Raw genomic sequence first — 19,653 nt, forward strand, 5'->3', positions numbered from 1 at the left:
GGAGCACGACATGAGCGCCACGACCGTCAACCCGAACCCCGTCCCCACGCCCTCGGCGCCTGCGCCCGACATCGTGCGCTGCGCGTCGATGGAGCTCGTCGTCACCGACCTCGCCGCGAGCCGCGCGTTCTACGTCGACGTGCTCGGCCTGCACGTGACCGAGGAGGACGACGAGGTCATCTACCTGCGCTCGTTCGAGGAGTTCATCCACCACAACCTCATCCTGCGGCAGGGGCCCGTCGCCGCCGTCGCCGCCTTCTCGTACCGCGTGCGCACGCCGGAGGACGTCGACCGGGCCGAGGCATGGTTCCAGGAGCTCGGCTGCCGCACCGAGCGGCGCCGCGAGGGCTTCGTGCGCGGCGTCGGCGACAGCGTGCGCGTGCAGGATCCGCTCGGCTTCCCGTACGAGTTCTTCCACGAGGTCGAGCACGTCGAGCGCCTCCACATGCGCTACGACCTGTACTCGGCGGGCGAGCTCGTGCGCCTCGACCACTTCAACCAGGTCACGCCCGACGTGCCCCGCGGCCGCGGCTACCTCGAGGATCTGGGCTTCCGGGTCACCGAGGACATCAAGGACGACCAGGGCGTGACGTACGCGGCATGGATGCACCGCAAGGGCACCGTGCACGACACGGCGCTCACGGGCGGCGACGGCCCGCGGATGCACCACGTCGCGTTCTCGACGCACGAGAAGCACAACATCATCCAGATCTGCGACAAGCTCGGCGCGCTGCGCATGAGCGACCACATCGAGCGCGGCCCCGGCCGCCACGGCGTCTCGAACGCGTTCTACCTCTACATCACGGACCCCGACGGGCACCGCATCGAGATCTACACGCAGGACTACTGGACGGGCGACCCCGACAACCCCGTCATCACGTGGGACGTGCACGACAACCAGCGCCGCGACTGGTGGGGCAACCCCGTCGTGCCCTCCTGGTACACCGAGGCATCCCCCGTGCTCGACCTCGACGGCGAGGTCGTCGAGACGGTGGCGCGCACCGACTCGTCCGAGATGGCGGTGACGATCGGCGCCGACGGCTTCTCGTACACGCGCGCCGGCGACGAGGACGGCACCTACCGCGGCGAGGCGGCGAAGGGCTTCAAGCTGGGGCACCAGCTGTGACGACGCCCGGCAGGGGGCTCGACGACGCGACCGTCGCCGCGCTCGCCGACGAGCTCGCCGAGGCGACGCGCACGCGCGGCACCGTCGAGCGCCTCACGGCGCGGCACCCTGGCATGACGATCGACGACTCCTACGCCGTGCAGCGCATCTGGCGGTCGCGGCGCGAGGCCGACGGCCACCGCGTCGTCGGGCGCAAGATCGGCCTCACGAGCAAGGTCATGCAGGTGGCGACGGGCATCACCGAGCCCGACTACGGCGTCATCTTCGACGACCAGGTGTTCGCCTCGGGGGCGACGCTCGACTTCGATCGCTACTCGAACGTGCGCGTCGAGGTCGAGCTCGCGTTCGTGCTGGGTGCGCCGCTCGGCGCCGGCGCGACCGAGGCCGACGTGCTCGCCGCGACCGAATGGGTCGTGCCGGCGCTCGAGGTGCTCGACTCGCACATCCAGATGGAGGGGCGCACGATCGTCGACACCATCAGCGACAACGCCGCGCTCGGCGCCATGGTCGTCGGCGCCACGCGGGTGCGGCCCGCCGACGTCGACCTGCGGTGGATCGGCGCGATGCTGTCGCGCAACGGCGAGATCGAGGACTCCGGCGTCTCGGGCGCCGTGCTCGGGCATCCCGCCCGTGGCGTCGCGTGGCTCGCGGGCAAGGTCGGCGCGCACGGCGATCGCCTGGAGGCGGGCGAGATCGTGCTGGCAGGATCGTTCACGAAGCCCATGTGGGTCGAGCGCGGCGACGAGATCTCGTGCGACTACCGGGAGCTGGGAGCCGTGACGTGCCGATTCGACTGAAGCCGACGTTCGCCGACCGCCTCACGGGCGTCGAGGAGCCGCTCGTCGGCCTGTGGGTGGCGTCGGCGAGCCCCATCGCCGCCGAGATCGTCGCCGGATCGGGCACCGACCTCGTGCTCGTCGACGGCGAGCACTCCCCCGTCGGCGTCGACGGGCTCGTCGGCGTGCTGCAGGCGATCGAGCCGTACGACGCGACGACGCTCGTGCGCGTGCCGTGGAACGACGCCGTCATCGTGAAGCAGATGCTCGACGCGGGCGCGCAGAACCTCATCGTGCCGATGGTGTCGACCGAGGCCGAGGCGACCGCCGCGGTGCAGGCCATGCGCTACCCGCCCCGGGGCGTGCGCGGCATCGGCTCGGCGCTCGCGCGTGCATCCCGCTGGACGGGCGTCGACGACTACGTGGCGCGTGCGCACGAGCTCGTCTCGCTCGTCGTGCAGGTCGAGACGGTCGAGGGCGTCGCCAACGCTGCCGCCATCGCTGCCGTGGAGGGTGTGGACGCGATCTTCGTCGGCCCCGCCGACCTCGCGGGATCGATGGGCTTCCCGCCCGCTGCTGCCGTGCGGGACGCGGTCGTGTCGGTGATCGACGCGGGCCGCGCCTCGGGGACGCCCGTGGGCGTCAACGCCTTCGCGGCCGCCGACGCCGACCACTACCTCGCGGCCGGCGCTGCGTTCGTCGTCGTCGGCGCCGACGTCACGCTCCTCGCCGCCGGCGCCCGCGCCGCCGTCGGCCGCCTCCGCCCGACCGACGGCGCCTCGGGCTCGTACTGACCGGTCGCCTCGTGCGCTGACCGGTCGTTCCCCGCACCGACTGGTCGCCTCGTGCGCGGATCGGTCGCTGCCCGGCGCGTGAGGCGGCCAGTCGCGGCTAGCGCTCCACGCGGTTGCGCACGGGCTCGCCCGCCGCGAGCGCCTCGAGGTTCGCGAGCACGAGGGCCGATGCGCCGCGCGGGCGACCGCCGGCGACGTGCGGCGTGATGACGAGGTTCGGCGTCGTCCACAGCGGGTCGCCGGCGGGCAGCGGCTCGACGCGCGTGACGTCGATCGCGGCGGCGCGCAGCGTGCCCTGCTCGAGCGCCGCGCGCAGCGCATCCTCATCGACGACCGCGCCCCGGCCGACGTTCACGAACAGCGCGTGCGCGGGCAGGGCGCCCAGCACGCCTGCATCGACCACGCCGTCGGTCGCGGCGGTCGCCGGCAGGATCGACAGCAGCACGTCGACCCTCGGGAGCAGCTCCGGCAGCAGCTCGGCGGAGACGACGGGGTAGCCGTGCCGTTCGCCCGTCGACCGTGCGATCCCCGTCACGCGGGCGCCGAGCGCCTCGAGCATCGGGGCGAGGCGCTGCGCGATCGAGCCGAACCCCCACACCGCCACGTGCGCGCCGTCGAGCGTGTGCCAGGCGGCGGTGTCGGGATGCGCCTGGTCGGCGCGGAAGGCGTCGTCCCAGCGGCCGTCCGCCTGCGCCGCCGCCATCCGCGGCAGGTCGCGCACGAGCGCGAGCAGCAGCGCGAGCGCATGCTCCGCGACCGTCACGTCGTGCAGCGAGCGACCGGAGGCGAGCACGACGTCGGGCGCGAATCCCGCGCCGGCGATGGCGTCGGGCCCGGCCGACAGCGTCTGCACGAGCCGCAGCCCGGGCAGCTGCTCGGCGGCCTCCGCGAGCCGCTCGGCAGGCACCACCCAGTCGACGAGCACCTCGGCATCGCGATGCTCCTGCGGGATGGGCTCGGCCGCGTCGAAGACGACGACCTCGTGGCCGGGCAGGTCGAGGCGGACGGACGACGGCACCAGCACCTTCATGGCATCGATCCTCGCAGGTCGAGCCAGCGGGCGCTGGTGCCGCCGGTGGTGGAGGCGCGGCTCAGCGCTGCAGCAGCACGTCGACGCCGACGGCGAGCGCCGCGGCGACGCGCCAGTCGAGGCGTGCGCCGTTCGGCGCGGCGGGCAGCTGCACGTCGTAGACGTCGCGCACGGCCCACGCGCGCTCGATCGACAGGATGGGGGTGCCGTCGTTGGCCGTGAAGTCGAAGTGGATGGGCCACCCGATGTCCGACACGCGGCGCAGGATCGCGAGGACCTGGTTGCGCTCGTGGCCCGAGCCCTCGAGGCCCTGCGAGGGCACGCCGACGTTGAACGTCGTCCGCAGCAGGCTCTTGCCGAAGTCCTTCTGGAACCAGCCGATCTGGCCGCCCTGCGCGTCGAGGATGTCGTACGTCGCGCCGAGATCGATCGCCTGCCGGGCCTTGAACGAGAAGACGGGCTGCGTGCGCGCCTCGTCGGCGAAGAACGTCACCTGCTCCTTGAACGCGAGTCGCTTCTGCTGCGCGACGCCGAGGATCGGGCCGTCCTTGCCGCCGCCGCGGATCTCGAAGCGGTTCACCGTGAGGCTCAGCCTCTGGCGGACGGCGATGCGGTCGTACTGCTGCTGGGAGTCGGTCACGGAGGCGAGCGTATGCCGCCCGCGGCATCCCTGCCTGGACGGCTGCTGTCAGATCGCTGCAGCGTGTCGCGGCACGGTGCTCACGGGCGTCGACCGTGCGTCGACCACAGCGCCCACCCCACGAGCACGGGCTGGAAGAAGAGCCTGCCGAGGCGCTTGGCGTCGGTGTCGAGGCCGAATCCGTCTCGACCGTCGGCGAACTGCTCGACGTTGCCCGGGAAGATCGCGGTGAAGAACAGCGCGGCGACCCTGCCGACGGCACGCTCGGCACGCCGTGGCGCGAGCACGAGCGCGCTGCCGAGCGCGATCTCGGCGACGCCCGACCACACGACCACGTCGTCGGCATCCATCGGCAGCGCGGCGGGCACCTGCGCCTGGAACTCGCGGCGAGCGACGGTGAGGTGGCTGACGCCCGCCCCGACGAGGGCGAGACCGAGCAGGACCTTGGCGGCACGACGCATGGAAGCGAGGCTAGCCGCCCCGCATCCGCCGCGCCGACGGAGGATGCGCCGCGTCAGGCGAGCGTCGTCGCGACCGCGAGCGCGACGAGCCCGATGAGCGGCAGCGTGCCCTGCACGGCCGCGGCACGCAGCTTCGAGCGGTCGGTCGCGACGAGGTAGCCAGCGGCGACGAGCATCGAGCCGAGGCCCGCGACGAGCAGCGCATCGCCCGCCGCGCGCTCGCCCGACGTCGGATCGGCGATGAGCACGAGCACGGCACCGGCGGCCGCGACGCCCGCGAGCAGCAGGTTGTAGACGCCCTGGTTCGCGGCGAGCGCCTTCGTCACCGCCGCGCTCTCGGCGGTCGTGCCGAAGATGCGCCGCGTGGCGGGCGCCTCCCAGCGCAGCGTCTCGAGCACGAAGATGTACACGTGCACGAGCGCGGCGAGCACCGCGAGCACTGCTGCGACGACGATCATGGTGGCCTCCTCGGGAGCGACTCGACCCTAGCGCCACGGGCTCCGCGCCGGCGTGCAGCCGCAGCCGGCACCGCTCGGCCGCACCCGGAGAACGAGAGAAGCGCCACCCTGCTGGGTGACGCTTCGCTTGCTGGGGTACCTGGACTCGAACCAAGAACAACGGTACCAGAAACCGTCGTGTTGCCAATTACACCATACCCCAATGACCCTCGGGCCAAGCATCGAGCATAGCCGACGAACCGGCGTCGCGCGAATCGGCGGCGGCGCCGCCGACGCGACGGGTCCCACCTCGACGACCGTCGTCGGCGACCCGGATCCCGCGACCGAGCATCCGATGCCGGCGTGCGTGCGCGGCGGGTGGGCCGTCGCCGCCGACGCGTCGACGATGCGACCCGAGCCGTTCACCCCGCGGATGCCCCGCCTCGCTATCGTGCGCGTGTCCGCCTCTCGGGCGAGCGCACCATGGCACCACCACCGCAGCAGCCCCTCCCCCGAGTCCGCAGGCCGGACGTCGAGGGCCTGCGCGCCATCGCGTCGCTGCTGGTGGCGATCCATCACGTCTGGCCGGGCCGGGTGTCGGGTGGCGTCGACGTGTTCCTCGTCGTGGCCGGCTTCCTGCTCGTGCCGCCGCTCGTCGCCGCGATCGCCGATCGTGGCCAGCGCGCGGCGGGCGAGTCGATCCGGCGAGCGATCGTGCGGCAGCTGCCGCTCGCGGGACTCGTGCTCGGCGTCGTCACGATCGCCGCGCTCGCGCTCTGGCCGCCGCACCTGCGTCGCGACATCCTGCTCGACGTGCTGTCGGCGGCGACGTGGACGATCAACTGGCGGCTCGTCGACCGCAGCACCGACTACCTCGCGCAGACCGCGACCGCCTCGCCCGTGCAGCATCTGTGGGCGACGTCGGTGCAGCTGCAGGCGAGCATCGGGCTCGTGCTCGTCGTGCTCGCCGCCGTCGTGCTCGGTCCGCGCGCGACCGTGCGACGGCGCGTCCTCCTCGCCCTCGTGGTCGTGGCCGCGACGTCGTTCGCATGGGCGCAGGTGCACGTCGCCATCGCACCCGACGCCGCCTACTTCGACACGGCCGCGCGCGCATGGGAGCCCGCGCTCGGCGCGATCGCGGGCATCGTCGCGCCCTCGGTGCGCCTGCACGCGCGGGCGCGAGGCATCGCCGCTGCCGCGGGCATCGCGCTGCTGCTCGGCACGGGAGCGCTCTCGCCGCTCGGGCCCTATCCCGGACCCATCGCGCTCGTGCCGGTCACCGCCGCCCTCGCCATCCTCGTCGCCGGGGCCGCGGATGCGCCGACCCGGGTCGCTCGCGCGCTCGGCTCACGGCCGCTCGTGTGGCTCGGCGGTGCGTCGTGGGGGCTGTACCTGTGGTCGTGGCCGCTGCTCGTCGCCTACCGGCTCGTGGCACCGAGCCGCGCGGACGCGATGCCGCTCGTCGACGGGCTGCTGCTCGTCGCCGCCGGGATCGTGCTCGCACGGGCCTCGCACGGTGCGCTGCGCGGCATCGACCGCCTCGCGCGCTGGCGACCCTCGCGCCTGCTCGCGCCGCTCGCGGCCGGCGCGACGATCGTCGCGATCGCGACCGTGGGCGCCGCATCCCCCGCATCCGCGCACGTCGTGCGGCTCGACTCGCGCGACGCCGCGCAGGCGGCGATCGCCGCGACGCTCGACGCGGGCTCCTTCGGCGGCACCGACGCGATCGGCAGCGCGTCGCAAGCGCCGGAGTGGGTCGAGGACGACTGCCTCGACGCCGGCCCCGACCGCGCGGCGCGCTGCGAGTACGGACCGCTCGGCGCTGCGCTCGACGTCGCCGTGATCGGCGACTCGCAGGCGATCTCGTGGATGCCTGCGCTGCGGCTCGCACTGCCCGACGCGCGCATCCGGGTGCTGACCATGGGGTCGTGCGCCTTCTCGACCGTGACGACCGACGTGCCCGACATCGCCCGCGACGCATGCGCGCGGCACGGCGACTGGGTCACCGAGCGATTGCTCGCCGACCCCGCCGACCTCGTCGTCGTCGCCAACGGACTGCACCGCGCCGACGGGCTCGTGGGCGCCGACGGGCCGATCGCAGCCGCGGATGCCGTCACCGCGACCGCGGACGGCACCGCCTCACGCCTCGCGCCGCTCGCGACCGCGGGCTCGCGCATCCTCTGGCTCGACGCTCCCGTGCCCTTCGCCTCGCTCGCGTCGTGTGCGACGCCGCACGCCGTCGAGCCCGCCCTCGAGCGCTGCACCGTCGACGGCGCGACGCTCGACGCGCGCGTCGGTGCGTTCGCCGCAGCGGCGGGCGAGCTCGGCGCGACGTACGTCGACGTGCGCGAGTGGCTCTGCGACGAGCGCACGGGTCTCTGCCCTGCGTCGATCGACGGCATGCTCGTCACGGCCGACGGCTCGCACCTGTCGTGGATGGCGTCGCGTGCCCTCGCGCCACTCGTGGGAGCGGCCGCGCGGGATGCGCTCGCGTGACGCCGCTCCCCAGCGCCCCTTCCCGAGTGGGCAGACGATGCTCGAGGACGGAGCGATCCGCAGCATCGAGTGCCCACTCGCGCGCAGGAGGTGCCCAGTGCCCGTGGAGAGAGGGCGCGCGGCGGCGCAGCGGCGCGGCGGCGCGGTGGCTCAGCGCCCGGCGGCGATGAGGTCGCGGTTGATGACCGACGATGCGATCGTGCCCTCGCCCGCCGCGACGGCGAGCTGGCGGAACCCCGGCGTGATGTCGCCGGCCGCGTAGATGCCGGCGACGCTCGTGCGCTGCGAGCGGTCGACGACGACGAGGCCCTCCTCGTCGCGCTCGAGCCCCAGCAGGTCGGCGAAGCCGATGCTCGCCTCCCACACCGGGCGCACGAAGCCGCCCAGGCGCGTCGAGCGGCGGCCGTCCTCGAGCACGACCTCCTGCATCCCCTCGCGGTCGCCCTCGAGCGCCGCGATCGGCGTGCGCTCGACCGCGATGCCGAGGGCGGCGAGGCGCTGCTCGTCGTCGTCGGTGACGGTGCCGACGCCGTTCGTGTAGACGACGAGGTCGTCGGTGTGGCGGCGGATGACGAGGGCGCGCTCGGCGAGGTCATCGGTCTCGCCGATGAGGGCGAGCGGCTTGTGGCGCTTGTCGTAGCCGTCGCAGTCCATGCACGAGTGCAGGCTCGTGCCGTACCAGGCGCGCACCATCGACGGCAGCGGCAGCGTCTCGGTGAGTCCCGTCGCGATGAGCACCGCCGGGCTGCGCAGCTCGGTCTGCTCGTCGCTGCCCGGTCGCTTCGCGATCGTCACGAACCCGCCGGGCACGGGCGAGATCGAGTGCACGATCGTGCGCTCGTACGAGACCGTCGGGTATGCGAGCACCTCCTCGCGGCCGAGGGTGCGCAGCTCGATGGGCGAGATGCCGTCGCGGCTGACGAACCCGTGGCTCACGAGCGTCGCCGCGTGCCGCGGCCGGTTGGAGTCGAGCAGCGCGACGTGCCGCTGCGCCCGCGCGAGGTTCAGCGAGGCCGCGAGCCCCGCAGGACCCGCGCCGACGACGACGACGTCGAGATCCACCGCTAGATGCGTCCCATGAGGCGCTGCAGGCGCGCGATCGTCTCGTCGCGGCCGAGCAGCACCATCGACTCGAAGAGCGGCGGCGAGACGCGACGACCCGAGAGCGCGACGCGCAGCGGGGCGAACGCCAGGCGGGGCTTCAGCCCCATCCCGTCGAGCAGCACCTCGCGCAGCACGCGCTCGACGTCCTCGATGGTGAAGGGCACGGCCTCGTCGGCGAGTGCGACGGATGCGGCGGCGAGCGTCGCGTGGGCGTCCTCGCGCAGCGAGCCGAGCGCATCCTCCTCGTGGTGCACCTCGTCGGCGGTGAGGAAGAGGAAGCGCAGCATGCCGTCGGCCTCGCCGAGCAGCTGCATGCGCTCCTGCACGAGAGGCGCCGCCTCGGCGAGCAGCGCGAGCTCGGCCTCGGTGGGCGGCGTCGACAGCGCGTCGCCCAGGTAGGGCACCAGGCGCTGGGCGAAGTCGCCCGGCTCGAGCGCGCGCACGTGGTCGCCGTTGATCGACTCGGCCTTCTTCGCGTCGAAGCGGGAGGGGTTGGGCAGCACGTCGGCGACGTCGAAGGCCGCGACGAGCTCGTCGCGGGTGAAGACGTCTCGGTCGGATGCGAGCGCCCAGCCGAGCAGCGAGAGGTAGTTGAGGAGGCCCTCGGGGATGAAGCCGGCCTCGCGCAGCAGGAAGAGGTTCGACTGCGGGTCGCGCTTCGAGAGCTTCTTGGCTCCCTCGCCCATGACGTACGGCAGGTGGCCGAAGCGCGGGATGGCGTCGACGACGCCGATGTCGGCGAGCGCGCGGTAGAGCGCGATCTGCCGCGGCGTCGACGAGAGGAGGTCCTCGCCGCGCAGCACGTGCGTGATGCCCATGAGCGCGTCGTCGACGGGGTTCACGAACGTGTAGAGCGGCTGGCCGTTCGGGCGCACGACGACGAAGTCGGGCGACGAGCCGGCCGGGAAGGTGATCTCGCCGCGCACGAGGTCGTCGAACGAGAGGTCCTCGTCGGGCACCCGGAGGCGCAGGCTCGGCTGGCGGCCCTCGGCGCGGAAGGCGGCGCGCTGCTCGTCGGTGAGGTCGCGCTCGTGGTTGTCGTAGCCCTGGCGCGGGTCGCGGCCGGCGGCGCGGTTGCGCTCCTCCATCTCCTCCGCGGTCGCGTACGACTCGTAGAGGTGGCCCGCCTCGAGCAGGCGGTCGATCATGCCGCGGTAGATCTCGCCGCGCTGCGACTGCCGGTACGGCGCGTGCGGCCCGCCGGTCTCGACGCCCTCGTCCCAGTCGATGCCGAGCCAGCGCATCGCCTCGAGCAGCTGCTCGTACGACTCCTGGCTGTCGCGCGCCGCGTCGGTGTCCTCGATGCGGAAGACGAGGCGACCGCCGGTGTGGCGCGCGTAGGCCCAGTTGAACAGGGCCGTGCGGATGAGGCCGACATGGGGGGTGCCGGTGGGAGACGGGCAGAAGCGGACGCGGACGTCGCTGCCCGAGGCAGTGGTGAAGGGGACGCTCATGGCGTGACCCATCCTAGGCGGCGGGCGGATGCGTCGGCGGTGCCGCGTCGGCCGCATCCTGCGTCGCCCGCGCCTCGAGGATGGCGTGGGCGCGCGCCATGACGTCGAGCTGCGCGACCGAGTACACCTCGAGCATCGTGCTCACGACGGTCGCCTGCATCTCGGCGGGGCTGCGCGAGCCGTGCGCGGACGGGTCGGTGACCCACGCCCACCGCCGCCGGATCTCGGCGAGGTGCGGCGCGAAGCGCTCGGCGAGGGCCTGCCGCGCCGCCTCGTCGGCGTCGGCGGGCAGCGCCTCGAGCTCGGCGTCGAGCGGCGTGCTCCCGAGCTCGTCGATCATGGTGCGCAGCCGCTGCATGCCCGTGTCGTCGTAGATGCGCGAGTACACGAGCATGAGCGATCGGTCGGCGGCGCTCAGGTGCCCGCCGACGTCGCTGAAGCCCTCGGGCAGGTCGGCGCCGCCGCCGTGCTCGACGATCGCCACGACCTCGTCGCGCATGCGCTGCAGGCGACCGATCTGCTCGTCGAGCTCATCGGCGAGCGCGTGCAGGGCCTCGGCGCCGCTGCCCGGGTCGTCGACCATGTCGCCGATGCGCGACAGGGGGATGCCGAGGTCGACGAGCCTGCGGATGCGCAGCAGACGCACGAGGTGCGCGGCACCGTACTGCTTGTACCCGTTCGCGCGGCGCTCGGGCTCGGGCAGCAGCCCCACCGCGTGGTAGTGCCGCACGGTCTTGAGGGTGGTGCCGGCGAGCTCGGCCAGCTGCCTCGTGCTCCACGCCATGGGCCGACGCTAACGGCGACCCCCGCCGAGCAGGCCGCCCAGCAGGTCGCCGAGCACGTCGCCACCACCGGATCCCCTGCCGCCGCCTGCGCCGCCGAGGATGCCGCCCAGCAGGTCGCCGAGCCCGCCGCCGGGCTCCGACGCCTTCGGCTTCGATGCCTTCGGCTTCGCCGCGCCGCGGGCACCGCCGGCGCCTGCGGTCGGCAGCGACCCGGAGCCGGCGCCGCCACCGCTCCTCGCGAAGGGGTTGTCGCCCCGGCTCGCGGTCGACGCCGAGCCGCCCGACGGCGCCTTCGCCGCGCCGCCGCCCGAGCCGCGCGACGAGCCCTCGTCCCCGCCGCCGCCCGCGCCGCCGCCTCCGAGCACGCGCTCCGCGAGCCACGCGAGCACCATGGGCGCGACGATCGGCAGGATCCTCCGCACCACGTCTCCGAGGCCGCCGCCACCCGCCCCGCCGAGCGCCGCGACCACCTGATCGGTCTGACCGCCGAACACGTTGCGCACGATGCGGTCGCCGTCGTCGGCGTCGACGTCGCCGTCGAGCCGCGCACCCAGCGCCCCGTGATGCCTCGACAGCGCTCGCTCGAGCGACGCCGCGCCCGCGTCGTCGCGTGCGTTCGCCTGCATGCCGCCCACGAGCGCGGGCAGCACGGCCTCGAGCGCTCGTTGCGCATCCGCCTCGTCGACGCCCGCCTGCCGCGCGATCCGCGCGACGGGCATGCGGTCCATGAGCTGCTGGATCTCGGACACGGTGACCTCCCTCGCCGGCGACCTCGCCGACTCGCGGCCAGGCTAGCCCGCGCGCAGGGCGCGCCGACAGGCGCCCGATGGTGCTGGCGCAGGAGGGATGTGGTGGGCTAGGCGGGTGCGCTCACCGCTGCCCGACTATCTGACCGAGGTCCTCGAGGCCTGCACCGAGGACGACGGCGAGCTCGCCGCCTACATCCCGGAGCTCGCCGACGCCGACCCGTCGCGGCTCGCGCTCGCGCTCGCGACCCCGGACGGCACGCGCTACGCCGTGGGCGACGCCGAGGTGCGCTTCACGATCCAGTCGATCTCGAAGCCGTTCGCGTACGCGCTCGCCCTCGTCGACCACGGCCTCGAGGCCGTGCTCGAGCACGTGGGCGTCGAGCCCTCGGGCGACGCGTTCAACGAGATCTCCCTCGACCCGGTGACGAACCGACCCCTCAACCCGATGATCAACGCGGGCGCCATCACGGTGCACTCGCTGCTCGACGTCGACCGCGTCTCAGCGGGCTTCGCTGCCTTCGCCGGTCGCGAGCTCGAGGTCGACGAGGATGTCTACCGCTCCGAGCTCGACTCGGCCGACCGCAACCACGCCATCGCCTACATGCTGCGCAACCACGGCATCATCGACGCCGACCCTCACGCGGTGGTCGACGGCTACACGCGCCAGTGCTCGATGCTCGTCGACGTCGGCGACCTCGCGATGATGGCGGCGACGCTCGCGAACGCGGGCACGCATCCCGTCACGGGCGAGCAGGTCGTGCCGCGCTGGGTGGCACGGCAGACGCTCTCGGTCATGACGACGTGCGGCATGTACGACGCGGCCGGCGACTGGTTCACGCTCGTCGGCATCCCCGCGAAGTCGGGCGTCTCGGGCGGCGTCATCGGCGCGCTGCCCGGCAAGGGAGGCTTCGCGGCGTTCTCGCCCCGGCTCGACGCGCACGGCAACTCGACGCGCGGCGTGCGCATCTTCGAACGGCTCTCGGACGACATGGCGATGCACCTCATGGAGGTGCCGCCCGCCGCTCGCCCCCTCACGCACGGCCATGCCGCGCAGGACGGCGACGGCGACGGCGACGTCGACTCGATCTACGAGCTGCAGGGCGCGGTCGACTTCGTCGGCATGGAGCGCCTGCTCGCCGAGCTCGAGCACGAGGAGGAGGGCGAGCGCGAGATCGTGCTCGACCTCGGGCGCGTGCACGAGGTGCGCGACGTCGGCAGGCGCATGCTGCTCGAGGGTGCGCGCAGGCTCGGTCTCGACGGGCATCGCATCGTCTTCGTCGACCCCGACGACCTGCTCGAGACGGGCGACGCGGGCACGATCGACGTGGGCGACGGCCCGGAGGCTCGCGTCGTGCGGCGCCGCTGAGGCGCTACGCCAGGCGCACGAGCGCGAGCGCGAGCGTCGCGATGCACGCCGACGCGCCGATCGCCACGAGCACGCCACGCCAGTCCTGGCGCACGAGGTCGACGAGTCGCACGCGCGACAGCAGGCCGACGAGCGCGGATGCGAGCAGCAGCGACTGCGCGAAGCCCACGGCGTCGAGCACCACCTGCGGCATCGGCACGAGCGCCCGCAACGCCACGGCCAGGAGGAAGCCGATGACGAACAGCGGCACGATCGGCGGACGCGTGCCCTCCGCGTCGCCGGAGCGCCTGCGCTGCGCGGCGACGAGCGCCGTCATGGGTGCGAGGGTCACGACGCGCACGAGCTTCACGACCACCGCGAGCGCGAGCGCCGCAGGCCCCGCGATGGCCGCGGTCGCGACGACCTGGCCCACGTCGTGCACGCTGGCACCCGTCCACACGCCGAACGCCGCCTCGTCGAGCCCGAGCGGGCCGCGCAGCAGCGGCAGCGCCGCGATCGCCGCGGTGCCGCAGAGGGTCACGAGCGCGACGGGCGTCGCCTGGTCGCGCTCCGAGGCCCCACGCGCCTGCGCGACGGCGCCGATCGCCGACGCCCCGCAGATCGAGAAGCCCGCCGCCATCAGCACCCGCTGATCGGCGCTCATGCCCGCGAGACGTGCGAGCGCCCACGTGAGCGCGAACGCGGCTGCGACGAGCGCGACGACGCCCAGCACGAGGGCCGGCCCGAGCGCGAGCACGTCGGCGAGCACCACCTGCACGCCGAGCAGCACGATGCCGGCGCGCATGAGCGTGCGCCCCGCGACCTTCGCACCCGGCACGAGTCGGGCATCCGCCGCGAGCGGCGTCTGCCCGAGCGCGAGACCCAGCAGCACCGACAGCGTGAGCCACGGCACGTCCACGCCGCCCGCGAGCAGCGCATGGTGGATGCCGAGCGCGACGAGCGCGACGGACACGCAGGCCGCGACGCCGGGCAAGGCGCCGCGCGCGGCAGCCACCCGCCTCAGCCCTGGACGACCGGGTTGCGCAGCGTGCCGAGGCCCGCGACCGACACCTCGACGGTCTGCCCCGCACGCATCGGACCGACGCCCGCGGGCGTGCCCGTGAGGATGACGTCGCCAGGCAGCAGCGTCATCGCGGCCGACACGTGCTCGACGATGGTCGGGATGTCGAAGATCAGGTGCTTCGTCGAGCCCGACTGCTGCAGCTCGCCGTCGAGGCGGGTCTCGACGAGCACGTCGGCGACGTCGAGGTCGGTCTCGATGCCCGGGCCGAGCGGGCAGAACGTGTCGAAGCCCTTCGCGCGCCACCACTGCCCGTCGGACTGCTGCAGGTCGCGCGCCGTCACGTCGTTCGCGATCGTCCAGCCGAAGACGTGGTCGAGCGCGTCCGCCTTCGCGACGCGACGCGAGACGCGGCCGATCACGAGCGCGAGCTCGCCCTCGAAGTGCACCTCGGCCGACTCGGGCGGCAGCACGATCGGGTCGCCCGGGCCGATGACCGACGTGTTGGGCTTCAGGAAGATCAGCGGCGAGTCGGGCACCTCGTTGCCGAGCTCGGCCGCGTGGGCAGCGTAGTTGCGGCCGACGCCGACGACCTTCGAGCGCGGGATCACGGGCGCGAGCAGCTGCAGCTCGGAGAGCGGGATGCGCTCCCCCGTCGTGTCGAACCCGGCGAACAGCGGGTCGCCGGCGAGCACGACGACGTCGGTCTCGTCGACGACGCCGAAGACGATGCGGCCGTCGTGGGATGCGCGGACGATGCGCATCAGCGTGCCTCGGTGAGCTGCGTCATCCAGCCGTGCGGGTCCTCGGCGCGGCCGTACTGGATGTCGGTGAGCGCGGTGCGCAGCGCCATCGTCACCTCGCCGGCGGGCGCATCGGGGTCGCCGAACGCATCCGCCTCGTCCTTCGCCTTGATCGCGGCGATGGGCGTGATGACCGCGGCGGTGCCGCACGCGAACGCCTCGACGATCTCGCCCGAGGCGAGGCCGTCGCGCCACTCGGCGAGCGTCACGGGGCGATGCTCGACCTCGTGGCCGAGGTCGCCTGCGAGCTCGAGCAGCGAGTTGCGCGTGATGCCGTCGAGGATCGAGGGCGACTTGGGGGTGACCAGCGTGCCGTCGGCCTTGACGAGCACGACGTTCATGCCGCCGAGCTCCTCGAGGTTCGCGTCGCCCGACTCGTCGAGGAAGAGCACCTGCGCGCAGCCGTTGGCGAACGCCTCCTGCGTGGGCAGCAGGCTCGCGGCGTAGTTGCCCCCGCACTTCGCAGCGCCCGTGCCGCCCCTGCCGGCGCGCGCGTACTCGCGCGACAGCCAGATCGAGACGGGCTTCACGCCGGCCGGGAAGTACGGGCCCGCGGGGCTCGCGATGACCGAGAACAGCACGGTCTGCGCCGCGCGCACGCCGAGGAAGACCTCGTTGGCGATCATGAAGGGGCGCAGGTACAGCGAGTCCTCGCCGCCCTCGGGCACCCACTGCTCGTCGATCTCGACGAGCCTGCGCAGCGACTCCACGAAGTCGTCGACGGGCAGCTGGGGCAGGGCGAGGCGCTCGGCCGAGCGCTGCATGCGCAGCGCGTTCTGGTCGGGCCGGAACGTCCACACCGAGCCGTCCTCGCGGCGGTACGCCTTCAGCCCCTCGAAGATCTCCTGGCCGTAGTGCAGCACGGCCGACGCCGGGTCGACCTGGAACGGCCCGTACGCCTGGATGCGCGCGTCGTGCCAGCCGCGCTCGACGGTCCAGTCGATCACGGCCATGTGATCGGTGAAGTGCCTGCCGAAGCCGGGGTCGGCGAGCACGCGCTCGCGCTCGGCCTGCGCCTTGGCGGCGGTGGATGCGGTGGTCGTGAACTGCAGGGCCATCGTGGCTCCTTACGCTGCTGCGACGAGCGCGGCGATGCGGTCGCCCGTCGCGGAGGTGGTGGTGGATGCCGGGCGATCGGCGACGTCCTGGTCGACGGCGTCGCGGATGCGCCGCGCGGCGTCTGCGTGGCCCAGGTGCTCGGCGAGCAGGGCGGCCGACAGGATCGCCGCGGTGGGGTCGGCCGTGCCGGTGCCTGCGATGTCGGGCGCAGAGCCGTGCACGGGCTCGAACATGCTCGGGAAGGCGCCGTCGGGGTTGATGTTCCCCGAGGCTGCGAGCCCGATGCCGCCGGCGATCGCGCCGGCGAGATCGGTGAGGATGTCGCCGAAGAGGTTGTCGGTGACGATGACGTCGAAGCGGCTGGGCCGGTCGACGAGGAAGATCGTCGCGGCGTCGACGTGCAGGTAGTCGACCGTCACGTCGGGGTGCTCGGCGGCGACGGCGTCGGTGATGCGACGCCACAGCCCTCCGGCGTGGGTGAGCACGTTCGTCTTGTGCACGAGCGTGAGGTGCCTCCTGCGACTCTCGGCGACCTGGAAGGCGTACCGCACGACGCGCTCGACGCCGAACGCCGTGTTGACGCTCGTCTCGTTCGCGACCTCGTGGGGCGTGCCGCCGCGGATCGTGCCGCCGTTGCCCGTGTACGGGCCCTCGGTGCCCTCGCGCACGACGACGAAGTCGACCTCGCCCGGGTCGCGCAGCGGGCTCTCGACGGCGGGGTGCAGCGCCGTGGGACGCAGGTTGACGTAGTGGTCGAAGGCGAAGCGCAGGCGCAGCAGCAGGCCGCGCTCGATGATGCCGCCCGCGAGGCGCGGATCGCGCGGGTCGCCGCCGACGGCGCCGAGCAGGATCGCGTCGTGCGTCGCGATCTCGGCCATGGTCTCGTCGGTGAGGATGTCGCCCGTGGCGAGGTAGTGGTCGGCGCCGAGCGAGAGCTCGGTCTCGACGAGCTCGACGACGCCGTCGAGCGCGGCGCGCAGCACCTTCCTCGCCTCGCTCGTGACCTCGGGTCCGATCCCATCGCCGCCGATCACGGCGAGTCGCAGCTGCTCCACGCGTACCTCCTGGCTCCCGACCCTATCGGCGGCCGGCCGCACGGCGAGCACGCCGGGCGCGCGCGGCTGGCACGTCGCCGCTCGCCGCGTCCAGGCCCCGCGCCTCCCTGCTGCTCGGGCTAGCCTCGTCACCCTCGCGTGCCACCGCGGCGCGCTCGCTCGAGAGGAGCGCCGCATGCCCAGGCTCACCGGTGTCGACCACATCGCCATCACCGTCCGCGACCTCGACGCGAGCGTCGCCTTCTACGAGCGCCTGCTCGGCACGCCACCCGTCGGCGAGATCGAGGACGGTGCGCTGCGCAGGCGGCTCTTCGCACTGCCGAACGGCACGAACCTCGGGCTCACGCAGCACGAGCTGCCTGCGCCCGGCGACTTCACGCCCTACGCGCCCGGGCTCGACCACCTCGGCCTCGCCGTCGACGGCCGCGAGGAGCTCGAGCGCTGGGCGCAGCACCTCACGAGCATGGGCGTCGAGCACGGCGGGCTCGTCGAGGCGCCGTACGGCATCGCGCTCAGCTTCACGGATCCCGACGGCACGGCCCTCGAGCTCTTCGTCGGCGCCTGATCCGGGCGTCGCCCGCTCGCGCTCGGCAAGCACACCCGCGCCGTCCTGTCCAGCGCCACCGCCCACGGCGCGAGCCGGGCTACGGTCTGCTCACGGCGAGCGACCCGCGCTCGTCACCTTGGAGAGGAGACCACCATGCTCGGCTTCGGCATCTTCCTGCTCGCCGTCGGCGCCATCGTCGCCTTCGCGGTGCCCGGCCTCTGGCAGGTCCCGGGCGTCGACTGGATGCTCATCGGCTACATCCTCATGGGCGCCGGCCTGATCGTCGCGATCGCAGGCGCGATCCAGATGGCGCGCGGCCGCTCGCGCACCGTGCGCTCGACGAGCGTCGACCCGGCCTCGGGCTCGCGCGTCGACCGCCTCGAGCACCGCGACGACCTCGCCTAGCGGCTCGCGGTCGCCTCGGGCGCGGCGGGCATCGACGCCGTGTCGGTGCGGCGCCCTCCGCGCACGAGGCGCACCCACGTGAGCACCGCCGCGGCGGCGATGAGCACGGCCCCGACGCCGGCGGTCCACACGACGCCGGCGTCGAACGCATGCCGGGCCGCCTCTGCGAGCGCTGCTCCGGTCTCGCCCCCGATGGCCTCCGCCTCGTGGATGCCGCCGCTCAGGGTCTCGGTCGCACGCGCGGCGCCGGCGGCGTCCACGCCCTGCGGCACCACGAGGGTCGCCTGGTACACGGCGGTGAGGATGCCGCCGAGCACGGCGGTGCCGAGCACGGCGCCCAGCTCGTAGGCCGTCTCGGACACGCCGGCTGCGGCGCCCGCCTTGTCGACGGGCGCGCTCGCGAGCACGAGGTCGTTCGAGAGCGTCTCGGCGGCGCCGATGCCCGCGCCCAGCAGGGCGAAGGCCGCGGCGATCGCGGCGACCGAGATGTCGGCGCCCATGACGGCGACCCCGACGTAGGCGATCGTCGAGGCGACGAGCGCGCCCACCATGACGACCTCCTGCCGGATGCGGCGCACGAGCCGCACCGAGCCGAGACCCGCGAGGATCATCGCCGCGGTGCCGGGCAGCAGCACGAGCGCCGCCTCGAGCGTCGACAAGCCGACGACCAGCTGCAGGTGCTGCGTGAGGAAGAAGAGGAAGCCGACGAGCGCGACGACCGACAGCAGGTTCACGAGCACGCCGGTCGAGAACGCGCGGTCGCGCAGCAGCGCGAGGTCGAGCATCGGATGCTCGGCGCGCTCCATGCGACGCACGAACAGCACGCCGGATGCGGCGGCGAGCGCAGCGAGGCCGATCGCGATCGCGTCGACGCCGTCGGTCGCGACGTGCTTGATCGCGGCGGCGAGCGGCGCGAGCGTGAGCATCGCGAGCACGATGCCGACGACGTCGACGCGCGGCGCGGCCTCGTCGCGGCTCTCGCGCACGAGCAGCGGCACGAGCACGAGCATCGGCACGAGCAGCGGCACGGCGAGGAGGAAGATGCTGCCCCACCACAGGTGCGCGAGCAGCAGCCCGCCCACCGACGGACCGACGGCGGAGCCGACCGAGAATCCGGTCGCCCAGATGGCGATGGCCAGGCGGCGCTGCGTGCGGTCGCGGAAGAGGCTGCGCAGCAGCGACATCGTCGAGGGCATGAGCGTGGCCCCGAAGAGGCCCTGCAGCGCGCGGCCCGCGATGAGGAGCTCGGCGGTGGGCGCGAACGCGCACAGCACCGACACGACGCCGAACCCGACGGCGCCGATGAGCAGGAGGCGTCGACGACCGAAGCGGTCGCCGAGCACGCCCATGGGCACGAGGAGGCCCGCGAGCACGAGCGGGTAGACGTCGACGATCCACAGCTGCTGCGCACCGGTGGGCTCGAGCGCCCCGGCGATCTCAGGCAGCGCGAAGGACAGCACGGTGTTGTCGATCGCGACGAGGAGCACCGGCAGCATGAGCACGGCGAGCGCGATCCACTCACGAGCGCCGGCGCGCGACGACTGGGTCTGGATCGTGGACATGCCG

The 19,653-nt window shown here is 73.6% G+C and carries 20 protein-coding genes and 1 tRNA gene; 7 read left to right on the forward strand and 14 right to left on the reverse strand.

Annotated features, from left to right (window positions below; genetic code table 11):
• Nucleotides 1–10 precede the first annotated feature (10 nt).
• The 3 genes from hpaD to ACFQPP_RS08915 are packed head-to-tail and all read left to right on the forward strand — an operon-like array spanning nucleotide 11 to nucleotide 2,696.
• On the forward strand, nucleotides 11–1,126 hold the full coding sequence (gene hpaD / locus ACFQPP_RS08905) for a 3,4-dihydroxyphenylacetate 2,3-dioxygenase (RefSeq protein ID WP_376916220.1): 1,116 nt from the start codon (nucleotides 11–13) through the stop codon (nucleotides 1,124–1,126).
• The gene (locus ACFQPP_RS08910) at nucleotides 1,123–1,923 is read left to right on the forward strand and encodes a 2-keto-4-pentenoate hydratase (RefSeq protein WP_376916221.1); all 801 of its coding nucleotides are present in this window, start codon (nucleotides 1,123–1,125) and stop codon (nucleotides 1,921–1,923) included. The genes hpaD and ACFQPP_RS08910 overlap by 4 nt, the downstream gene beginning before the upstream one ends.
• The gene (locus ACFQPP_RS08915) at nucleotides 1,908–2,696 is read left to right on the forward strand and encodes an HpcH/HpaI aldolase/citrate lyase family protein (RefSeq protein WP_376916222.1); all 789 of its coding nucleotides are present in this window, start codon (nucleotides 1,908–1,910) and stop codon (nucleotides 2,694–2,696) included. The genes ACFQPP_RS08910 and ACFQPP_RS08915 overlap by 16 nt, the downstream gene beginning before the upstream one ends.
• Nucleotides 2,697–2,793: 97 nt before the next feature.
• Here ACFQPP_RS08915 and ACFQPP_RS08920 read toward each other — a convergent pair whose 3' ends face one another.
• The 5 genes from ACFQPP_RS08920 to ACFQPP_RS08940 all read right to left on the reverse strand — a co-directional run bounded on the left by ACFQPP_RS08920 (nucleotide 2,794) and on the right by ACFQPP_RS08940 (nucleotide 5,487).
• Complete coding sequence (locus ACFQPP_RS08920) at nucleotides 2,794–3,726, reverse strand: NAD(P)-dependent oxidoreductase (RefSeq protein ID WP_376916223.1); 933 nt, start codon at nucleotides 3,724–3,726, stop codon at nucleotides 2,794–2,796.
• Between the two features lie 61 nt (nucleotides 3,727–3,787).
• Nucleotides 3,788–4,366, reverse strand: coding sequence for a hypothetical protein (locus ACFQPP_RS08925; protein ID WP_376916224.1), 579 nt, complete (start codon nucleotides 4,364–4,366; stop codon nucleotides 3,788–3,790).
• An 80-nt stretch (nucleotides 4,367–4,446) separates the two neighbouring features.
• Complete coding sequence (locus ACFQPP_RS08930) at nucleotides 4,447–4,827, reverse strand: hypothetical protein (protein ID WP_376916225.1); 381 nt, start codon at nucleotides 4,825–4,827, stop codon at nucleotides 4,447–4,449.
• 53 nt (nucleotides 4,828–4,880) lie between these two features.
• Nucleotides 4,881–5,285, reverse strand: a complete 405-nt coding sequence (locus ACFQPP_RS08935; protein ID WP_376916226.1) for a DUF1304 domain-containing protein — start codon at nucleotides 5,283–5,285, stop codon at nucleotides 4,881–4,883.
• Between the two features lie 130 nt (nucleotides 5,286–5,415).
• Nucleotides 5,416–5,487: transfer RNA gene (locus ACFQPP_RS08940), tRNA-Gln, on the reverse strand.
• Nucleotides 5,488–5,747: 260 nt separating this feature from the next.
• On the opposite strand from ACFQPP_RS08940, the gene ACFQPP_RS08945 reads away from it, so the two are divergent.
• Nucleotides 5,748–7,760 (forward strand): acyltransferase family protein, encoded by a 2,013-nt coding sequence (locus ACFQPP_RS08945; protein WP_376916227.1) that lies wholly within the window; start codon nucleotides 5,748–5,750, stop codon nucleotides 7,758–7,760.
• Nucleotides 7,761–7,910: 150 nt separating this feature from the next.
• Here the strand turns inward: ACFQPP_RS08945 and ACFQPP_RS08950 are convergent, their stop codons facing one another.
• The 4 genes from ACFQPP_RS08950 to ACFQPP_RS08965 are packed head-to-tail and all read right to left on the reverse strand — an operon-like array spanning nucleotide 7,911 to nucleotide 11,852.
• A complete protein-coding gene (locus ACFQPP_RS08950; RefSeq protein WP_376916228.1) occupies nucleotides 7,911–8,822 on the reverse strand; it encodes an NAD(P)/FAD-dependent oxidoreductase in 912 nt (303 codons plus the stop codon).
• Nucleotides 8,823–8,824: 2 nt separating this feature from the next.
• On the reverse strand, nucleotides 8,825–10,330 hold the full coding sequence (gene gltX / locus ACFQPP_RS08955) for a glutamate--tRNA ligase (protein ID WP_376916229.1): 1,506 nt from the start codon (nucleotides 10,328–10,330) through the stop codon (nucleotides 8,825–8,827).
• Between the two features lies 1 nt (nucleotide 10,331).
• Entirely contained in the window at nucleotides 10,332–11,102 is a 771-nt protein-coding gene (locus ACFQPP_RS08960; protein ID WP_376916230.1) for a MerR family transcriptional regulator, read from the reverse strand.
• A 9-nt stretch (nucleotides 11,103–11,111) separates the two neighbouring features.
• Nucleotides 11,112–11,852 carry a DUF937 domain-containing protein gene (locus tag ACFQPP_RS08965; RefSeq protein ID WP_376916231.1) on the reverse strand — a complete coding sequence of 247 codons (741 nt, stop codon included), beginning with the start codon at nucleotides 11,850–11,852 and terminating at the stop codon, nucleotides 11,112–11,114.
• 115 nt (nucleotides 11,853–11,967) lie between these two features.
• Here ACFQPP_RS08965 and ACFQPP_RS08970 point away from each other — a divergent pair, with 115 nt between their 5' ends.
• Nucleotides 11,968–13,218, forward strand: a complete 1,251-nt coding sequence (locus ACFQPP_RS08970; protein WP_376916233.1) for a glutaminase — start codon at nucleotides 11,968–11,970, stop codon at nucleotides 13,216–13,218.
• A 4-nt stretch (nucleotides 13,219–13,222) separates the two neighbouring features.
• Here ACFQPP_RS08970 and ACFQPP_RS08975 read toward each other — a convergent pair whose 3' ends face one another.
• The 4 genes from ACFQPP_RS08975 to ACFQPP_RS08990 are packed head-to-tail and all read right to left on the reverse strand — an operon-like array spanning nucleotide 13,223 to nucleotide 17,135.
• Entirely contained in the window at nucleotides 13,223–14,212 is a 990-nt protein-coding gene (locus tag ACFQPP_RS08975; protein ID WP_376916234.1) for a YeiH family protein, read from the reverse strand.
• 5 nt (nucleotides 14,213–14,217) lie between these two features.
• Nucleotides 14,218–14,982 carry a fumarylacetoacetate hydrolase family protein gene (locus ACFQPP_RS08980; RefSeq protein ID WP_376916235.1) on the reverse strand — a complete coding sequence of 255 codons (765 nt, stop codon included), beginning with the start codon at nucleotides 14,980–14,982 and terminating at the stop codon, nucleotides 14,218–14,220.
• Nucleotides 14,982–16,079 (reverse strand): branched-chain amino acid aminotransferase, encoded by a 1,098-nt coding sequence (locus ACFQPP_RS08985; protein WP_376916236.1) that lies wholly within the window; start codon nucleotides 16,077–16,079, stop codon nucleotides 14,982–14,984. The genes ACFQPP_RS08980 and ACFQPP_RS08985 overlap by 1 nt, the downstream gene beginning before the upstream one ends.
• Nucleotides 16,080–16,088: 9 nt before the next feature.
• Nucleotides 16,089–17,135, reverse strand: a complete 1,047-nt coding sequence (locus tag ACFQPP_RS08990; RefSeq protein WP_376916237.1) for a 3-isopropylmalate dehydrogenase — start codon at nucleotides 17,133–17,135, stop codon at nucleotides 16,089–16,091.
• A gap of 175 nt (nucleotides 17,136–17,310) precedes the next feature.
• Between ACFQPP_RS08990 and ACFQPP_RS08995 the strand changes: the two genes are divergently transcribed.
• Nucleotides 17,311–17,700 carry a VOC family protein gene (locus ACFQPP_RS08995; protein WP_376916238.1) on the forward strand — a complete coding sequence of 130 codons (390 nt, stop codon included), beginning with the start codon at nucleotides 17,311–17,313 and terminating at the stop codon, nucleotides 17,698–17,700.
• Nucleotides 17,701–17,835: 135 nt separating this feature from the next.
• Nucleotides 17,836–18,087 carry a DUF6458 family protein gene (locus ACFQPP_RS09000; RefSeq protein ID WP_376916239.1) on the forward strand — a complete coding sequence of 84 codons (252 nt, stop codon included), beginning with the start codon at nucleotides 17,836–17,838 and terminating at the stop codon, nucleotides 18,085–18,087.
• Here the strand turns inward: ACFQPP_RS09000 and ACFQPP_RS09005 are convergent.
• The gene (locus ACFQPP_RS09005; RefSeq protein WP_376916240.1) at nucleotides 18,084–19,649 is read right to left on the reverse strand and encodes an MFS transporter; all 1,566 of its coding nucleotides are present in this window, start codon (nucleotides 19,647–19,649) and stop codon (nucleotides 18,084–18,086) included. The two genes, ACFQPP_RS09000 and ACFQPP_RS09005, sit on opposite strands and share 4 nt — an antisense overlap.
• Nucleotides 19,650–19,653 lie beyond the last annotated feature (4 nt).

It is taken from the genome of Agrococcus sp. GCM10030265, from assembly GCF_042666675.1.
Taxonomy (GTDB): domain Bacteria; phylum Actinomycetota; class Actinomycetes; order Actinomycetales; family Microbacteriaceae; genus Agrococcus.

Bases quoted from the DNA above. Each gene is read 5' to 3' on its own strand.
- gltX (WP_376916229.1), bottom strand. From the start codon at position 10,330: ATGGGTCACGCCATGAGCGTCCCCTTCACCACTGCCTCGGGCAGCGAC.
- ACFQPP_RS08935 (WP_376916226.1), bottom strand. From the start codon at position 5,285: ATGATCGTCGTCGCAGCAGTGCTCGCGGTGCTCGCCGCGCTCGTGCAC.
- ACFQPP_RS08960 (WP_376916230.1), bottom strand. From the start codon at position 11,102: ATGGCGTGGAGCACGAGGCAGCTGGCCGAGCTCGCCGGCACCACCCTC.
- ACFQPP_RS08920 (WP_376916223.1), bottom strand. From the start codon at position 3,726: ATGAAGGTGCTGGTGCCGTCGTCCGTCCGCCTCGACCTGCCCGGCCAC.
- ACFQPP_RS08930 (WP_376916225.1), bottom strand. From the start codon at position 4,827: ATGCGTCGTGCCGCCAAGGTCCTGCTCGGTCTCGCCCTCGTCGGGGCG.
- ACFQPP_RS08995 (WP_376916238.1), top strand. From the start codon at position 17,311: ATGCCCAGGCTCACCGGTGTCGACCACATCGCCATCACCGTCCGCGAC.
- ACFQPP_RS09000 (WP_376916239.1), top strand. From the start codon at position 17,836: ATGCTCGGCTTCGGCATCTTCCTGCTCGCCGTCGGCGCCATCGTCGCC.
- hpaD (WP_376916220.1), top strand. From the start codon at position 11: ATGAGCGCCACGACCGTCAACCCGAACCCCGTCCCCACGCCCTCGGCG.
- ACFQPP_RS09005 (WP_376916240.1), bottom strand. From the start codon at position 19,649: ATGTCCACGATCCAGACCCAGTCGTCGCGCGCCGGCGCTCGTGAGTGG.
- ACFQPP_RS08980 (WP_376916235.1), bottom strand. From the start codon at position 14,982: ATGCGCATCGTCCGCGCATCCCACGACGGCCGCATCGTCTTCGGCGTC.
- ACFQPP_RS08945 (WP_376916227.1), top strand. From the start codon at position 5,748: ATGGCACCACCACCGCAGCAGCCCCTCCCCCGAGTCCGCAGGCCGGAC.
- ACFQPP_RS08985 (WP_376916236.1), bottom strand. From the start codon at position 16,079: ATGGCCCTGCAGTTCACGACCACCGCATCCACCGCCGCCAAGGCGCAG.